Annotated in this window: 24 protein-coding genes; 13 read left to right on the forward strand and 11 right to left on the reverse strand. The window is 47.0% G+C overall.

Annotated features, from left to right (window positions below; translation table 11 throughout):
- Positions 1-251 (reverse strand): hypothetical protein (locus F8N00_RS09360; RefSeq protein ID WP_421018096.1); only part of this gene is annotated, 251 nt, incomplete at its 3' end.
- Between the two features lie 147 nt (positions 252-398).
- On the opposite strand from F8N00_RS09360, the gene F8N00_RS09365 reads away from it, so the two are divergent.
- Together F8N00_RS09365 and F8N00_RS09370 are read left to right on the forward strand one after the other, a co-directional pair.
- Positions 399-935 (forward strand): PadR family transcriptional regulator, encoded by a 537-nt coding sequence (locus tag F8N00_RS09365; RefSeq protein ID WP_421018097.1) that lies wholly within the window; start codon positions 399-401, stop codon positions 933-935.
- Between the two features lies 1 nt (position 936).
- Positions 937-1,401 (forward strand): DUF4188 domain-containing protein, encoded by a 465-nt coding sequence (locus F8N00_RS09370; protein ID WP_214805005.1) that lies wholly within the window; start codon positions 937-939, stop codon positions 1,399-1,401.
- Positions 1,402-1,436: 35 nt separating this feature from the next.
- Here F8N00_RS09370 and F8N00_RS09375 read toward each other — a convergent pair whose 3' ends face one another.
- Entirely contained in the window at positions 1,437-1,595 is a 159-nt protein-coding gene (locus F8N00_RS09375; RefSeq protein ID WP_075642401.1) for a DUF1272 domain-containing protein, read from the reverse strand.
- 136 nt (positions 1,596-1,731) lie between these two features.
- Between F8N00_RS09375 and F8N00_RS09380 the strand changes: the two genes are divergently transcribed.
- Genes F8N00_RS09380 through F8N00_RS09390 form a run of 3 tightly spaced genes read left to right on the forward strand, consistent with a single transcriptional unit; the run spans position 1,732 to position 3,553 of the window.
- Positions 1,732-2,157: an Lrp/AsnC family transcriptional regulator gene (locus F8N00_RS09380; RefSeq protein WP_421018098.1), complete on the forward strand. Its 426-nt coding sequence runs from the start codon at positions 1,732-1,734 to the stop codon at positions 2,155-2,157.
- The gene (locus F8N00_RS09385) at positions 2,154-2,912 is read left to right on the forward strand and encodes an aminoglycoside phosphotransferase family protein (protein WP_421018099.1); all 759 of its coding nucleotides are present in this window, start codon (positions 2,154-2,156) and stop codon (positions 2,910-2,912) included. The genes F8N00_RS09380 and F8N00_RS09385 overlap by 4 nt, the downstream gene beginning before the upstream one ends.
- Before the next feature lie 26 nt (positions 2,913-2,938).
- The gene (locus F8N00_RS09390) at positions 2,939-3,553 is read left to right on the forward strand and encodes a Type 1 glutamine amidotransferase-like domain-containing protein (protein ID WP_421018100.1); all 615 of its coding nucleotides are present in this window, start codon (positions 2,939-2,941) and stop codon (positions 3,551-3,553) included.
- On the opposite strand, the gene F8N00_RS09395 is transcribed toward F8N00_RS09390, so the two are convergent.
- Entirely contained in the window at positions 3,482-4,006 is a 525-nt protein-coding gene (locus tag F8N00_RS09395; protein WP_421018101.1) for a VOC family protein, read from the reverse strand. The genes F8N00_RS09390 and F8N00_RS09395 overlap by 72 nt on opposite strands.
- The gene (locus F8N00_RS09400) at positions 4,003-4,374 is read right to left on the reverse strand and encodes a winged helix-turn-helix transcriptional regulator (protein WP_421018102.1); all 372 of its coding nucleotides are present in this window, start codon (positions 4,372-4,374) and stop codon (positions 4,003-4,005) included. The genes F8N00_RS09395 and F8N00_RS09400 overlap by 4 nt, the downstream gene beginning before the upstream one ends.
- A 119-nt stretch (positions 4,375-4,493) precedes the next feature.
- Between F8N00_RS09400 and F8N00_RS09405 the strand changes: the two genes are divergently transcribed.
- The 4 genes from F8N00_RS09405 to F8N00_RS09420 all read left to right on the forward strand — a co-directional run bounded on the left by F8N00_RS09405 (position 4,494) and on the right by F8N00_RS09420 (position 7,432).
- Entirely contained in the window at positions 4,494-5,174 is a 681-nt protein-coding gene (locus F8N00_RS09405) for an NAD(P)H-dependent oxidoreductase (RefSeq protein ID WP_421018103.1), read from the forward strand.
- Between the two features lie 192 nt (positions 5,175-5,366).
- A complete protein-coding gene (locus tag F8N00_RS09410; RefSeq protein ID WP_421018104.1) occupies positions 5,367-5,801 on the forward strand; it encodes a MarR family winged helix-turn-helix transcriptional regulator in 435 nt (144 codons plus the stop codon).
- 59 nt (positions 5,802-5,860) lie between these two features.
- Positions 5,861-6,844: a ring-cleaving dioxygenase gene (locus tag F8N00_RS09415; RefSeq protein WP_214729430.1), complete on the forward strand. Its 984-nt coding sequence runs from the start codon at positions 5,861-5,863 to the stop codon at positions 6,842-6,844.
- 45 nt (positions 6,845-6,889) lie between these two features.
- Complete coding sequence (locus F8N00_RS09420; RefSeq protein WP_023468418.1) at positions 6,890-7,432, forward strand: NADPH-dependent FMN reductase; 543 nt, start codon at positions 6,890-6,892, stop codon at positions 7,430-7,432.
- Between the two features lie 59 nt (positions 7,433-7,491).
- On the opposite strand, the gene F8N00_RS09425 is transcribed toward F8N00_RS09420, so the two are convergent.
- The 3 genes from F8N00_RS09425 to F8N00_RS09435 form a co-directional block, all read right to left on the reverse strand.
- On the reverse strand, positions 7,492-7,701 hold the full coding sequence (locus F8N00_RS09425; protein WP_421018105.1) for a hypothetical protein: 210 nt from the start codon (positions 7,699-7,701) through the stop codon (positions 7,492-7,494).
- Positions 7,702-7,776: 75 nt separating this feature from the next.
- Complete coding sequence (locus F8N00_RS09430) at positions 7,777-7,947, reverse strand: hypothetical protein (RefSeq protein WP_421018106.1); 171 nt, start codon at positions 7,945-7,947, stop codon at positions 7,777-7,779.
- Between the two features lie 12 nt (positions 7,948-7,959).
- The gene (locus F8N00_RS09435) at positions 7,960-8,304 is read right to left on the reverse strand and encodes a DUF2200 family protein (protein ID WP_421018107.1); all 345 of its coding nucleotides are present in this window, start codon (positions 8,302-8,304) and stop codon (positions 7,960-7,962) included.
- Positions 8,305-8,386: 82 nt separating this feature from the next.
- Here F8N00_RS09435 and F8N00_RS09440 point away from each other — a divergent pair, with 82 nt between their 5' ends.
- Positions 8,387-9,091, forward strand: a complete 705-nt coding sequence (locus F8N00_RS09440) for a hypothetical protein (protein ID WP_421018108.1) — start codon at positions 8,387-8,389, stop codon at positions 9,089-9,091.
- On the opposite strand, the gene F8N00_RS09445 is transcribed toward F8N00_RS09440, so the two are convergent.
- Positions 9,092-10,120 carry an ABC transporter permease gene (locus tag F8N00_RS09445; protein ID WP_421018109.1) on the reverse strand — a complete coding sequence of 343 codons (1,029 nt, stop codon included), beginning with the start codon at positions 10,118-10,120 and terminating at the stop codon, positions 9,092-9,094.
- On the reverse strand, positions 10,120-10,836 hold the full coding sequence (locus tag F8N00_RS09450) for an ABC transporter ATP-binding protein (RefSeq protein WP_075642388.1): 717 nt from the start codon (positions 10,834-10,836) through the stop codon (positions 10,120-10,122). Before F8N00_RS09450 ends, F8N00_RS09445 begins: the two co-directional genes overlap by 1 nt.
- A 154-nt stretch (positions 10,837-10,990) precedes the next feature.
- Here F8N00_RS09450 and F8N00_RS09455 point away from each other — a divergent pair, with 154 nt between their 5' ends.
- A complete protein-coding gene (locus tag F8N00_RS09455) occupies positions 10,991-11,578 on the forward strand; it encodes a TetR/AcrR family transcriptional regulator (RefSeq protein ID WP_075642387.1) in 588 nt (195 codons plus the stop codon).
- Positions 11,575-12,105, forward strand: a complete 531-nt coding sequence (locus tag F8N00_RS09460) for a hypothetical protein (RefSeq protein ID WP_421018110.1) — start codon at positions 11,575-11,577, stop codon at positions 12,103-12,105. The genes F8N00_RS09455 and F8N00_RS09460 overlap by 4 nt, the downstream gene beginning before the upstream one ends.
- A 1-nt stretch (position 12,106) precedes the next feature.
- On the opposite strand, the gene F8N00_RS09465 is transcribed toward F8N00_RS09460, so the two are convergent.
- Positions 12,107-13,360 (reverse strand): hypothetical protein, encoded by a 1,254-nt coding sequence (locus F8N00_RS09465; RefSeq protein WP_421018111.1) that lies wholly within the window; start codon positions 13,358-13,360, stop codon positions 12,107-12,109.
- A gap of 220 nt (positions 13,361-13,580) precedes the next feature.
- On the opposite strand from F8N00_RS09465, the gene F8N00_RS09470 reads away from it, so the two are divergent.
- On the forward strand, positions 13,581-13,703 hold the full coding sequence (locus tag F8N00_RS09470) for a hypothetical protein (protein ID WP_256443265.1): 123 nt from the start codon (positions 13,581-13,583) through the stop codon (positions 13,701-13,703).
- A gap of 201 nt (positions 13,704-13,904) precedes the next feature.
- Here the strand turns inward: F8N00_RS09470 and F8N00_RS09475 are convergent.
- Positions 13,905-14,302, reverse strand: a 398-nt coding sequence (locus F8N00_RS09475; protein ID WP_421018112.1) for an HAD hydrolase-like protein, incomplete at its 5' end; no start/stop codon positions are given.

The following is a 14,302-nucleotide window of genomic DNA, read 5'->3' on the forward strand; positions in this document are numbered from 1 at the left end:
AGATGTGTATAAGAGACAGGTAATACACCAAGCGGAACGGCACAGGCGAGACTAACGTATTTGAGAATTCCCGGTTCGCGTCGTTTGATGGCGACGATCCCGAGTCCGATTCCAAACAGATAAATGACAAGTCCGATCGGTATCGTAAGCATCGAGTTTGGTCCGAACGACCAGTTGAGCGGCGGGAAAATCATAGAGGCGATGAGCAGACCGAGCAAACTAAAGAAGAGAGAAGTTTTAGCATATGTCATGTGAGAACTCCTTTTAATTAAGTATGTGAACAAGAATTCGGATTTAAAATGAGAATTCCTGCTTCATCCAGTAAATTTCCTGTTTGGCATTTGAATGAACAGGAACTGTATCTAAAAGATACTATCTTTTAGATACAGGAGGGACCGATGCCAAAAGAAAACATGACCCGTTATGCGATTCTCGGACTTCTTGCAAGCGGATGTACGTCTGGTTATGAGATGAAACACACGATCGATACGAGTTTGAATCACTTTTGGAAAATCAGCTTCGGACAAGTCTATCCGACGCTGAAACGGTTAGAGGCGGAAGGGTTGATCGTTGAAGAGGTCACGGATGGGGAACGGAAACAATTCGCCCTGACGAAAAACGGGCATGCAGAGCTCGAGAGGTGGGTCGCTGAACCGTCCGTCGAACTGCCAGTGCAACGGAATGACCTATTGTTGAAGCTGTACTTCGCTCGACATGCTTCAAAAGAGGTCACCTTGCAGAAAATTCAAGAGCATGCACGATTGCTCGAAGAACGGCTTGAGACGTATCAAGCCATCGATGAGATGATTCGTTCATATCCGGACTCGAATGATGCCGTCTATTGGTCATTGACGCTTGATTATGGCATTCGGAAGACACGTGCGTTACTCGATTGGTGTGACGCTTCCCTTGAGACCCTTGAAGGAGGAAATTGACATGAAACGGATCATTGCGACTCCGAATAAAGACGTCGTCGTGTTCATCATCGGTTTACGAATCAATCGCTTGCGTTCCGTCCGGCAATGGTTGCCGACGGTCCAGGCGATGGGGCCGATGCTACAAGAGTGTTATGCAAACGATGTCGGTCTGATTTCGCATGAGTCACTTGTCGGTTGGCGTTCCGTGACGTTGATTCAGTATTGGCGTTCGACGGAAGAATTGATGGCATATGCCCATGGTTCCCGTCATTTGACGGCGTGGAAACGATTCAATCAGAAGGCACGGACATCAGAAGCGGTCGGGATTTTTCATGAAACGTTTGAAGTCAGCAATTATGAGTCAATGTATGTCAATCTTCCAACCCGAGGTCTAGCGAAAGCACTCGGGGAGTCGGCGATTAAGCCGCATCAAGAAAAAGCAAAAGGGCGCTTAGCCGAGCGGCAATCACAAGAGACGATCTAAATAGACAAAAGACGGGTGCCGAGGCATCCGTCTTTTTATGTCGCGACTGGCGTGACGGGTTCGAGCATCTCCCCGCAGTTTTGGCAAATATGATCGAGTGTTTTCGTACACGGTTCGCAAAACGTACAAGCGTGCGAGCACTGATAGACCGTCGTTTCAATCGTTTCTTGACACCGGACACAGGTTGATTCCATATGTATCACCTCCTGTAATTAGTATAAGAAAAGCATTTTGAGGAGCACAGTAGGAGAACATAGTGAAAGGCTATATTTTCCTTTGATTCCGTGTTAATTTGAAGAAAGTGGTTTTAATTCGAAAGGGAGATGAAAAATGGACCAAATTGATCAACAGATTGTCCGGATTCTGCAAGACGATGCCCGGATTCCATGGTCGGAACTCGGACGACAGATCGGGTTATCGGCACCTGCCGTCATCGAACGGGTCCGAAAAATGGAGGACGCGGGAATCATCGAAGGGTTCCGTGCTGTCATTAATCCAGAAGCACTCGCGCAAGGGTTACTCGCGATCGTCATGTTCGAAGAGACACGCTGCGCAGGCTTGATTGAATTTTGTAAAGGACATCCAGAAGTCGTCGAGTGTCACCGGCTGACCGGTAGCTATAACTTCATGGTCAAGTTGCAAACGGCGTCCGTTGCAACACTGGAGCGTTTCCTCGATGACGCATCGGTCTACGGCAAACCGTCGACCTGGATTCGACTGTCGACGCCAGTGCCATTCACGGGATATCCGGTATGACGGAAGCGACACGCGTACGGATCGAACAACTGACGAGAGATATCGAGCACGTCGAAAAGCTCGGTGAGCAAGGGGGAACTTCGATTGTATACCGGATTGAAGCAAAGAAAGGGAGTTACTTACTAAAGACTGCTACGAAAGCGAGATACCAAGAATGGCTCGCAGAAGAAGCAATTGTCTTAGAAGAATGGATGCAACGAGAACCAGGGCTCCTACCTGAGTACGTTGGTTTTTTTAAGACGGAACAGCAAAGCCATCTCTTGATGCAGTGGCGAGACGGGATGACGTTGACGACAGCCTTAAGACAGGCGACAAGTGAGCAACGGATTCAGCTGTGGCAAGCGTTCGGAACGTATCTTTTCCAGTTTCATCAACGCATGACAGGGGGAACGTCACAGGAGTGGTTAACGGAACGACTTATGACAGCGGAACGTTATGTCGCATCTGCTTGGACCTCCGGTACGTTGGATTTACTGAAACGATTGAAATTTATCCGGCCGAATCCGATTGCCGCTAGTTGGATTCATGGCGACTGTACGACAGACAATCTGTTGGTCGCGACGGACGGAACACTGTCGTTCATTGATGTCGGAGCGATGAGACCGGGCGATCGACGGTATGATATTGCTCTTGCGATCAGTCCGATCATCGATGATCGTGAAGCACTCGATGCCTTTTATGAAAGCTATCGCTTTGAGCGACTGACTAAACGAGAATTTGATTATTATGAACATGGTCTATACACCTTTTTCTAAAAAGTCGCTACACGAGGAGAAAAAAGATGAACCTCATGCTAATCGGAGGCGGTCAACTGGTTGCTCCGTCTCATCAATTCATCAATCGGCATATCGTTCAACTGACGAAACACACGCCACATATCGTCTTCCTGCCGACGGCAAGTCGAGATGAATCGTTATACCAATACCAATTTCGAGATACATATGAAGCACTTGGAGCGATTGTCTCGATCGTCACGCTGTTTGACGACGAACAATCCATGGCGACGCAACGACGATTAATAGAGTGTGCCGACATTCTTTATGTCGGCGGTGGCAATTACCCGTTACTCGTTCAGACGCTTGCTCTAAAAGGCATGGATCTATGGCTTGAACAAGCCGTTAAGCGTGGAACATGGTACGTCGGTGTCAGTGCTGGAGCAATCTATGCGATGGAATACGGAATCCGTACGAGTGAGGACGGAACGGACTATTGTCTGGATACGGGGCAAGGCTGGTTGAGCGGTTGTCTTTGTCCGCACTTGAACCAGGAAAAACGGGCAACCCGTTTTCAGGAACACCTGCCTCAAATGAATCATGCCATCGGATTACCTGATGATACGGCATATATTCTTTCTGGGACAGATCACTATCGAGTAGGAGAAGGGCACGCGTTGTAAGGACGTTAGCGTCTCGAACTCTAGGAGTGTCATCTTCTTCGATAGTCGTTTCGGATTCGATAAATGACAGATGAATTCAAGACTATTGCCATCCGGATCATTGAAATGCAGTTTGGCATGGGCGTAATTCGTATGTGTCATCACGAAGGGCTCATCTGGTCCAAATCCAAATGCAGCGCGTGGTTCGATTTGACGCTCGCGCAGCCAATTCGGAGCATTTCGTAAAAAGTCGATATCGACAGTTAAAGCGATGTGTCGGATGGAAGGATGGTACGGTGTGTTCGCATGCTCACTAAGCCAAAGTCCAAGCCAACTTTTTCCGGGTTCAATCCATAAAAATGCGATTCGATCGTCAATGGTATGATCAAAGGTTAATCCGAGTGATTCGTAAAATTCAATCGATCGATGTAAATCAGATACCGGTAGATGCGCTTCATATAGTGAGAACGTCATCGAACGAGTTCTCCTGTAGCACGATGCTCGAGCACGCTTGACATATGATCGGTCGCCCATTGTTTCATCATCAGGACGAGCGGACGAAGTGTCTCACCGAGCGGGGTAAGCGAATACTCGACACGAGGTGGTACTTCTGCGTATGTCACGCGATGGATCAGGCCATCGTGCTCGAGTTCTCGTAATTGTAAGGTCAAGATACGCGGACTGATGGATTCAGAGGTCTTCAACAGTTCTGAAAAGCGAAGCGGACCGTCAAGTAGTTGATAGAGTAAGATGGCTTTCCATTTTCCACCGATCACTTCAACCGTCGCTGCCGTCGCGCAAGAATAGGTATTCAGAAAGACACAACTGTCTTCGATTGGCATATGGATCGTCTCCTTTAGTTACATGATTGATAGTATGTCACTTCAAAGTGCGTACTTGTCGCTTGTTAGGAAGCGGCATACACTTCAGATGTCACTATCATACGAAATGAGGCTAGAACATGTTAACTAAAACGACTACCGATTTACGAAAACAACAGATTCTCGAGGCATTCGCTTTCCGTCACGCGACAAAACGATTCGCGGACAAACAGATTCCGGAAGATGATTTTGCTTTCATCCTCGAAACGGGACGTCTTTCTCCATCATCGTTTGGCTACGAACCATGGCGTTTTCTCGTCATTCAGGATGAGTCACTTCGTGCGCGTCTTTCACCGTTTGCGTGGGGCGCTGCCGGACAACTTGAGACAGCGAGCCACTTCGTCATCCTCTTGGCTCGAAATGAACAGGACATGCATTTTGACGCACCTTACATCAACCATATGATGCAGGACGTGATCGGATTAACGCCTGAAGCACAGAAAGGTCGTCATTCATTTTATCGTCAGTTCCAAGAATCCGACTTCGATCTTGTGTCATCCAAGCGCGCCATGCGGGATTGGTCGGCAAAACAAACATACATTGCGCTCGGCAACATGATGACCAGTGCGGCACAGATCGGGATTGATTCGTGCCCGATGGAAGGATTCGACCAACAAGCTGTCGAACAGCTGTTACGTGATGAAGGACACCTGACGGATAATCTGAATGTCGCCGTCATGGTCGCGTTTGGTTACCGAAATGAAGCACCGGCGCATCCGCAAACACGCCAAGCCCTCGTTGATCTCGTTGATTGGGTCTAACATTTAAGCGATTTTAAAACCATGTAATTCATCGCATCTGAGTCGATTTTTTCTTCGACTCAGTTTTTTTAGTTTGTTACGTATCAAGTTTATATAAATAGTAGTCAAAACAGTTGACGAACAAAAATCAGGATGGTATATTTATCTCGAATTAAAGATATATGAATTGAAGATACAAAAGAGGTGAACGAAATGACTACACCGAATCCGAACTTGAAAGCATTGACGGTCATGGTGCGCGCAGTTGATGCGTTACATGAAGTCATCAAGAAGGATGTTGCGCAATGGGGATTGAACCCGACGGATTTTTCGGTTCTTGAGTTGCTGTTTCACAGGGGCAGGCAACCGATTCAATTGATTGGAAAAAAAGTCTTGATCACGAGCAGTAGCATCACCTATGTCATCGATAAGCTCGAAAAGAAGAATTACGTTGTCCGAAAAGCATGTCCAGAGGATCGGCGTGTGACATTTGCGGAACTGACCTCTGAAGGACACCAACTGATGGAAGCTATTTTTCCAAAGCACGAGCAAGCAATCAATCAAGTATTTCAAGGAATAGCCCCGTCAGACCTCGAAGCATTCATCGAGACAGCCAAAACAATCGGCTATCAAGCAAAAAAACAATAAAATTTTTTTAGACTGATATCTCGAATTCGAGATAATAACCATTAAAGGAGCGATTTTTCATGAATGAACTAAAAGGAATCCACCACGTGACAGCGATTACGAGCAGTGCTGAAAAAAACTATGACTTCTTTACGAACGTCTTAGGAATGCGATTGGTCAAGAAGACTGTCAATCAAGATGACATTCAAACGTACCATTTATTCTTCGCCGATGATAAAGGATCTGCCGGCACGGATATGACGTTCTTTGATTTCCCTGGTATTCAAAAAGGGTCACACGGAACGAATGAAATCTTTAAGACAGCGTTCCGTGTTCCGACGGATGCCGCACTCGAATACTGGATTAAACGCTTTGACAAATACGACGTCAAGCACCGTGGTATCAAAGAACAATTCGGCAAGCAGACGCTCTCGTTCGTCGATTTTGATGAGCAACAATACATGTTGATCTCTGACGAGCACAATCAAGGTGTCGCTTCCGGCACACCGTGGCAAAACGGTCCGGTGCCCCTCGAGTTCGCGATCACGGGACTCGGTCCAATTCACATCCGGATCGCGGAATTCGACAATTTAAAAGCGGTACTTGAACAAGCGATGTTGATGCGCGAAGTCGATCAAGCTGGTTCCCTACACTTGTTCGAGATGGGTGAAGGCGGAAATGGTGCCCAAGTCATCGTTGAGCATAACGTCGTTCTACCAAGCGGACGTCAAGGATTCGGAACGGTGCACCACGTCGCCTTCCGCGTTGAAGATACGGCTGCCTTACAAGAATGGATCGAGCGGATGCAACAGCTACGCTTCAATACGTCCGGTTACGTCGATCGCTTCTTCTTCGAGTCGCTCTATGCTCGTGTCGCGCGCGGTGTCTTGTTCGAATGGGCAACGGATGGTCCTGGTTTCATGGGGGACGAGCCATACGAAACGGTCGGGGAGAAATTGTCGTTACCACCATTCCTCGAGCCGCAACGGGAACAGATCGAACAAATGGTCCGTCCGATCGATACGGTCCGGAGTACTCGGAAAATCGAAAAAGAATATCTTTAAAAGAAAAGTAAGCTGACAGCATCTAAATTAGAGGAGGAAATGAAAATGGAGAAATTAAACATTGGTATCATCTTAGGATCCACACGTGAAGGACGTCTCAGCCCACAAGTCGGGAACTGGGTCAAACAACTCGCCGATCAACGGGGGGATGCGAACTATACGATTCTTGACATCGCCGACTACAAATTACCACTCCTAGGTGAAAAGGACGGGGATGCGTCAGGTGCTGCTGATTGGTCGAAGGATGTCGCAGCGCAAGACGGATTCGTCTTCATCGTCCAGGAATACAACCACTCGATTGCAGCGTCACTCAAGAACGCGCTCGATTATCTACGCGTCGAATGGAACAATAAAGCGGCAGGGATCGTCTCTTACGGTTCTGTCGGTGGAGCGCGGGCAGCAGAACACTTGCGCGGTATCCTCGGTGAGTTATTGATTGCCGATGTCCGGGTGCATCCGGCGTTATCCTTGTTCACGGATTTCGAGAACGGATCGGTCTTAAAAGCGGCAGCCGTTCAAGAAACATCGGTCAACCAAATGCTCGATCAAGTCATTCCGTGGGCAACGGCGTTAAAAACAATCCGCTAAATCGTGATTGATCAGAAAACCCCCTCATTTCAGCGAAATGAGGGGGTTTTCTATCGTTGTCATGTACAACACGACGTGACGCGGCGCAGATCCTTTTCTTGAATGTAAAGCGTGTGTTGGTGGACTTTATAAGAAATGTCAGCCGCTTGCAGACGTTCGAGATAGTGACCTGTTGGAGTGACCGTACATTTCACATACGACGTCGCAGCATTCGGTGAGGCGAGACAGGTGAGCAATACAAGTGGAAGGAACCATTTTCGAAGTTTCAAGCGTATACCTCCTTCATTATTTCAAATACTGTATTAGTGATTTTATTGTCTAATTTAAAAACTGAAAATCACGACTCACGTCAACAAAAAATAACTGACCATCAAGCCGACCAACAGACCACCAAAGACAAGTCGATAGACGGGGGAAAGATGGGTTCCTTTATTTCGTTTAACTTGATAGACGATGAAATAAATCACACTTGTCACCATGACGAGGATCGCCAGTATACTGAGTAAAGTAGACATCAGCATTCCTCCTTATCGTAGGATTTTAGATAACGCTTTTCCTTTCGCCAGTTCGTCGACGAGTTTGTCGAGAATCCGGATGTTACGAATGAGCGGATCCGTTAGATGTTCCACACGAATCCCGCAGATGACGCCAGTGACTAAAAAGCGACGTTCATTCAGGGCGGGTGCGTGCTCGAAAAAGGCTGCGACGGTTTGGGTTTGTATGGCTTGTTCAAGAGTGGATGGCGTGTGTCCGGTCAACCAGAATAGCACGTCCTCGAGCTCGTCTTGTGTCCGTTGCTTGCGCTCGACTTTTTGACGGTATACCTGATACAGCTGCAACATCGGCATTTGAAATACTTTTTCGTAACTCAACTGAATCGCCTCCTTTCATGGTAACATATGGGAAAAGGTCTTATGTCACAGATTTCAATTCGGTTTGGAGGTGCAGGATGAAATGAGATATCGAATCATTGGAATGACTTTTTTGACGTGCCTAGTCCTATTTTTAGGCGTCGTGGGCGTAAAACTGTCGTATCAGGCATTGATTGATCCTCCGATTGATCAATCGACAGGAAACTGGGTACATATTCCGGGCAAGATCTTACCGACTAAAAAAGTCATTTATGTGAAAGAAGAGCACATCATCAATCAACCGAATTCTTCCAAAAGCGGGCACGAAGGTTATCGGAAGGAACCTAAAAAGAAAAAATCGATTGAGCTTGGGAAAGGTTTCTTGACAGATGCGATCAATCAAATCGCACGTGTGACTCCTTGGATGGTCGCTTTAGTGATCATCTTCTATCTGTATCGTCGACAACGATTCAACCGCATGAAGTGGTCATTCCGATCTCGTTATCCAACAAAACGATCTCCTGCATCGCTTCCGCTAACGCCTGAAGCCGAGTCCTCGTCAGAAGACAGTATGCTTGATTCAAAAATTCGTGAAGCGGTGCACGCGTTCAATCGGTCACTTGCTCCAGTGCAACAACGGCGGACATATGAAACGCTGACGGAGTGGTTAACACGTTTAGAGGTCACGGTTCCGCATGAGATCTATCAACTCGTTCGATATGCTGATATTCCGGAACAGACACTCGATCCCTCTCGACGGACTGCTTTCCTTGAACAGCTTGAGAAAAATCAGACACGGCTTGTGTAATCAGCCGTGTCTTTTTTGGTGTCCGCGATACTTATTAAGAGCAAGCATGTTTAACAGGAACAATACTGCACCATAGAGGAATAATCCGAGCCAGTACGGCCAGATGCTCGACCACCCGTTGCCGTAGACGAGTACTTCCTTGATCGCACTCGCTCCGTAGAAAATCGGGGTGATATATCCGATGTTACCAAGTCCATACGGGATCAGATCGAGCGGAATCAAACCCGAGAAGAAGATCTGTGGAATGATCGTAAAGGGAATCAACTGGACGACCTGCAACTCAGACTGGGCAAAAATCGAAATCGTTGCCCCGAACAAGACCGCGACGACGGCAAGTCCAAGCATCGTCAGGAAGACCCAGATGATCGAACCTTCAGACGGTAAGTCAAGAACGGTCGTCGCGTACAGGACGACAAGAATCGCCTGGATCGAGGCGAAGACGCTATAACCGAGCGTATAGCCGAAGATGACGTCGGTTTGACGAATCGGTGTCATCATCAACCGCTCGAGCGTGCCGCCACTGCGTTCTTTGACGAGTGCCATTGCTGACAAGATAAAGACGAAGAAGAATGAGAACAGCGATAAAAAGACGAAGCCAAGCGCATCAAACGTCGATTGATCATCATCTCCGTACAGATAGTTCGTCTCGAGTTGCATCGTCGGTTGCAGCGATGCCAGTCCAGCTTGAATTTCGCGTAACGCTTTGGAACTTTTCGTCGAAGGTTCACGGAGGTTCAACGCTAGCTGATTGTCTTTCATATCTAAGACGACGTCGACCGTTTCATGGTACTTGAGATAGGCGTCAGCATCGCTGCCGTTATACGTTTTAAGCGACAGATCCTGTTTTTCAATCGCTTGTGAGACTGGAGTCGGTACATCTTGACTGATGGCGACGACTGGCGTGTAGTCATCGTTTCCAAGTAGGAAATAGATCAAGGTGAAGATTAATAACGGAGCAAGCAAAATCAGTCCGACGCTTCGTTTATCGTTCAACGTTTGACGGATGACCCGTCGTGCGAGGTGCCACATCACGTCACGTCCTTTCCAGCGAGCAGGAATAGTTCCTCGACCTGACCGTTTTCAGTCTGTGCGAGCAAACGGTCGAGCGGATCGTAGGCGATGATCCGACCGTTATAAATCAGTGCCGCCCGGTCGCATTCGTTGATTTCATCCATGACATGGGTCGAGACGACAATCGTCGTACCTTGCGCACGAATCGCTTGGAATTGATTCCAAATCTGGCGGCGTAATACGGGATCGATCCCAACGGTCGGCTCATCGAGGAATAAGACGGTCGGACGATGCAGGATTGAGATGGCGAGGGACAATCGTTTCTTCATCCCACCGGAATAATGGCGAACGAGCTTTTTTTGATCGGCTTTCAAATCGACGAGTGTCAAGACCTCTTCGATACGTTTTGCTAAATCCTGACGGGACATGTTGTATAAGGAACCGAAAAATTGCAGATTCGCAAGACCCGATAAATCCTCATATAAAGCATCGTTTTGTGGCATGAAACCGATCTTTGATAACATCTTGAAGCTTGGCATCGAAGTGTCACCAATCTGAATCGAACCTGCGTCTGGCTGGATTGCACCAATCATCAAACGAATCAGTGTCGTCTTACCAGAACCTGACGGACCGAGTAACCCACAAATCTCACCGGACGGAATTAAAAGATCAATCTGTTGGATGACGCTCTGTTGATGAAACGATTTGGATACACCGTGCAATTGTAAATCCATCGTATTCTCCCTCCTTTTATGAAATAATTATTGAACAACGTGTTGATTAATTTCATTATAAAAGGGAGAGAAACTGGGAGCAATGACCAGTTGACGTCCATCTGTCGCTTAAGCGACACATCCTTCTAAAATGTTGAAGAAAGAGGCGATTTCAATGAAAAAACAGGATTTACGCGTTATCCGGACCGACCGGAGGATTCGTGAGACGTTCCTTCAGCTGATCGACGAAGTTGGATTTGATGCTGTGACGATCAAGTTATTGACGGATCGGGCGGAAGTCAACCGCGGGACGTTCTACCATCATTACGCGGATAAATACGAACTGCTCGAGCGGATGACGAATGAGATTTTTGAAAAGATCGAAGCGACGTTTGAACGGGAGATTCCGTTCGTCTTGATCAACAAAACGGAGGACTCACCTTACCGACGCATCATCCCGTTTCTGACGTTTCTTTATGAACACCGGACGCTGATGCGGATCCTACTCAGTCCGACGAGTGACGGGATGTTTCGGAACCGGGTCCGTGATTACATGCAACAGATTCTGTTCTCGGGACTACCGGAACAAGGAGAACGGCTCGTTCCAGAAAATTATCTCATTGCCTATCTCTCGGCCGCTCATCTCGGTGTCATCGAATCCTGGTTGCGCCATCCAAACGAGACATCACCGGAAGAAATTGCCCGGATCATCTTTACGATTTCGATGGAAGGTCCGTTTCGAGCAGCGGGGTTCCGACGATGAGTATTGAGCAAGTCTTAGAAAAAGTCGTCGCGTGTTTGCAGCATGAACAGATTCAGTTTGCGATCGGTGGTTCATTATTGTTACACCATCATGGACTGCCTGTCACTCCGCGCGACATCGATCTCGTCGTCGCGTTAGCGGACGCCGAACGGGCAGTCCTATTGTTATCTGAGATGGGAACTGTCGTTGAACAAGACGAGACGTCGCTTTACACGACGGAAGTGTTCCAGGAATTCATCATCGAAGGAATCGATCTCGATCTGATGAGCGGACTTCAGGTTCGCCATGACGAGGGCGTGTTCGTCTATCCGTTTGCTGAACAATCGATCGATTCAGCTGGACGTCCGTTCATGGCACTCGTCGATTGGTACGTCATCTATCAACTGATTCCGGGGCGGGAACAAAAGGTCACGATGATTGAAGACGTATTTACGAAACAGGAAGTCGACCGTAAACGTCTCGAACAGCTGAGAAGCCTCGTTCTTCCGCAAGTCGTAAGAAATCGGATAGATCAATGGCTGTATTGACCTATAAGTCGCGTAATAAGACGACTTCGTTCGTTGCTGATAAGTAAGCGTGGTTCGAGTCAAGCAAACCACAAAGAATGTATTGACCTTTTGAGACATCGAACACATAACGCGGCGTGAGCAAAAGGTACGGACGTAATGCATTGAAAATGACATCTTGCTGATCATCCTCGAGCTCCGGTGGAGTAACGGATGCGAGCGCGGTATGGAGTTCCTGATCGTCGGTCAAGCTAATCCAGTCAAGTGTCTTTTCGTCAAGGAGAATCGTGACGCGTCGCTGCTGATCAACATAGGACGTCGGATGCGCGCGTGACAACGTGACAGCAAGGTAAGGGTGTTGCCGGTAAATGTACCGAATCATCCATTGTCCGGAATCGGCAGGGTACTCGTTTTGAATGATGTCTTTGATTATGGTGTAAGCGTTCACAGTCTCCTGCGAAATCGGATGAAAATCAGGATGTTCGGTCTGCGTGATCACGTCACTCGCCGTCACGATTTCTCCGGAGTGATCCGGATACCGTTCATACTTCTTAGACGGTAAACTTGTCCAAGATAACACATCATTCACTTCGATTGAGGAAGTGAAATCTAGTTTACTTGGAACAAGGATAGATCTTTCTTGCGTAATGAACGTTTCGGAGACGGTGTGCGCGTACTGATGTCCTGTTTTAGGGTAGGAAAACCATTTTATTTGTTGTTTGGTTAGCAAGTCGATGTCCTCGAGCGTTAAAACGAAAGCTTCCTGAGTCACATGATGATCAAGCGGATGAGGACCGTATAGGAACAACTCATCGAGTTGACCATTTTCCGTTAATGTCAGATGAATGAAGCAACCGGGAGTCAGCCGAATCCCTTCGTAACAACTCACATAACTGAAAAAAGTTTCGTTTTCTTCTTCGAGCATGAAATGCGTACCATGGATCATATCGGTCTCTGATTCGATCCAAGCGATCCGAGTGGTTGGATCACGTAAATCGTTCGGCACGGAATAAATCGAGCTCGGACCCTCTAAGGATAACGTCGTCGTTCGTTTCGTGACAGGGTCAATCGAAATCTGCACGGTTCCTTCAGGAAGCATCGTGCCATTCTCTTCCTCGATGACCGATGCACCTCGCGGAATCCAAAACGTCTCAAACGAGTAGACGGTCTGATCGTTCATTTTGTCTCGAGCGTAAGATGAATCATAGAGAATGTAATCATTTAACTGATACTTCTCGAGAATGAATTTGACTAATTGGGTAGTTAAGATATGCACTACGTTCACACCTTTCGATTACGATTAGCTGATTGTTTAAGGAAAAGAGAAGAAGTTTGATGGTTACGTTCTCTTTCTCATACGTTCAGTGTAACGTGAAGTATTGGAAAAAGAATGTGAATTGAAATTTATTACATAATTGTAAGGCGTTGAACACGGTTTGATGTATTATTCTAGAAGAGTAACTTGAAGTAGTATTAAGCTGTAGGAGGAAACAAAAGTGTCAGATTTTAATCTAGCTGTGAACGTGTTATTCGGAAGTGTCCATCTCATCCTCATGGCGATGGCTGTTCCATCGATCATCTACGCGCTTTATCTGTTACGAAAAATTGCTAATAAATGATTGCAGGGATTTATTGGTAATGAAAAGAAGATAGTTAAAGTACCTACGCATCATTCAAAGGAGGCGATGACATGTCATTTTGGACATGGTTTGCAATCTTATTTGTGTTAGCGGTTAGTGTCTACGCATCTTCTCAACCAAAACGTTCGAAGCAATAAAAAAGGCGCGACTTCCATTGTGGAAGCGCGCCTTTTTGTTTGTTCAGTTTTGCGTATCGAGCCAAGCGATCGCGTCCGTTAAGTCGTCGGCAATATAGTCGACGTTTGCTTGTTCCACGCGATCAGCGTAATCACGAATGGAGCTCTCTCCGGCACCGGTTCGAACTAAGATTTTGATACACCCGGCGTGCGCAGCTGCCATCATATCACTCCATCGGTCCCCAATGACGACACATTGATCGAGTCGGAGATCGTGTTTTACTTGAGCTTGCCATAATAATTCAGGTGACGGTTTGCGACAAGTGCAACAATCTTCCGCTGCATGCGGACAAATCAGCGTATCATCAAAGCCGAAGTTCTGTAATTCTGTTCGAAAATCCTCTTCACGCGCCAATCCTTTTGAAATACCAGGTTGATTCGTAAACGCAATCAGTAAAATCC

Source organism: Exiguobacterium sp. A1_3_1 (assembly GCF_048985645.1).
In the GTDB taxonomy this organism is placed as follows: Bacteria; Bacillota; Bacilli; order Exiguobacteriales; family Exiguobacteriaceae; genus Exiguobacterium_A; species Exiguobacterium_A indicum.

What these genes read in the sequence shown, in the direction of transcription:
- F8N00_RS09365 (WP_421018097.1), top strand. Translation starts at nt 399, where the DNA reads ATGCCAAAAGAAAACATGACCCGTTATGCGATTCTCGGACTTCTTGCA.
- F8N00_RS09370 (WP_214805005.1), top strand. Translation starts at nt 937, where the DNA reads ATGAAACGGATCATTGCGACTCCGAATAAAGACGTCGTCGTGTTCATC.
- F8N00_RS09375 (WP_075642401.1), bottom strand. Translation starts at nt 1,595, where the DNA reads ATGGAATCAACCTGTGTCCGGTGTCAAGAAACGATTGAAACGACGGTC.
- F8N00_RS09380 (WP_421018098.1), top strand. Translation starts at nt 1,732, where the DNA reads ATGGACCAAATTGATCAACAGATTGTCCGGATTCTGCAAGACGATGCC.
- F8N00_RS09385 (WP_421018099.1), top strand. Translation starts at nt 2,154, where the DNA reads ATGACGGAAGCGACACGCGTACGGATCGAACAACTGACGAGAGATATC.
- F8N00_RS09390 (WP_421018100.1), top strand. Translation starts at nt 2,939, where the DNA reads ATGAACCTCATGCTAATCGGAGGCGGTCAACTGGTTGCTCCGTCTCAT.
- F8N00_RS09395 (WP_421018101.1), bottom strand. Translation starts at nt 4,006, where the DNA reads ATGACGTTCTCACTATATGAAGCGCATCTACCGGTATCTGATTTACAT.
- F8N00_RS09400 (WP_421018102.1), bottom strand. Translation starts at nt 4,374, where the DNA reads ATGCCAATCGAAGACAGTTGTGTCTTTCTGAATACCTATTCTTGCGCG.
- F8N00_RS09405 (WP_421018103.1), top strand. Translation starts at nt 4,494, where the DNA reads ATGTTAACTAAAACGACTACCGATTTACGAAAACAACAGATTCTCGAG.
- F8N00_RS09410 (WP_421018104.1), top strand. Translation starts at nt 5,367, where the DNA reads ATGACTACACCGAATCCGAACTTGAAAGCATTGACGGTCATGGTGCGC.
- F8N00_RS09415 (WP_214729430.1), top strand. Translation starts at nt 5,861, where the DNA reads ATGAATGAACTAAAAGGAATCCACCACGTGACAGCGATTACGAGCAGT.
- F8N00_RS09420 (WP_023468418.1), top strand. Translation starts at nt 6,890, where the DNA reads ATGGAGAAATTAAACATTGGTATCATCTTAGGATCCACACGTGAAGGA.
- F8N00_RS09430 (WP_421018106.1), bottom strand. Translation starts at nt 7,947, where the DNA reads ATGTCTACTTTACTCAGTATACTGGCGATCCTCGTCATGGTGACAAGT.
- F8N00_RS09440 (WP_421018108.1), top strand. Translation starts at nt 8,387, where the DNA reads ATGAGATATCGAATCATTGGAATGACTTTTTTGACGTGCCTAGTCCTA.
- F8N00_RS09445 (WP_421018109.1), bottom strand. Translation starts at nt 10,120, where the DNA reads ATGTGGCACCTCGCACGACGGGTCATCCGTCAAACGTTGAACGATAAA.
- F8N00_RS09450 (WP_075642388.1), bottom strand. Translation starts at nt 10,836, where the DNA reads ATGGATTTACAATTGCACGGTGTATCCAAATCGTTTCATCAACAGAGC.
- F8N00_RS09455 (WP_075642387.1), top strand. Translation starts at nt 10,991, where the DNA reads ATGAAAAAACAGGATTTACGCGTTATCCGGACCGACCGGAGGATTCGT.
- F8N00_RS09460 (WP_421018110.1), top strand. Translation starts at nt 11,575, where the DNA reads ATGAGTATTGAGCAAGTCTTAGAAAAAGTCGTCGCGTGTTTGCAGCAT.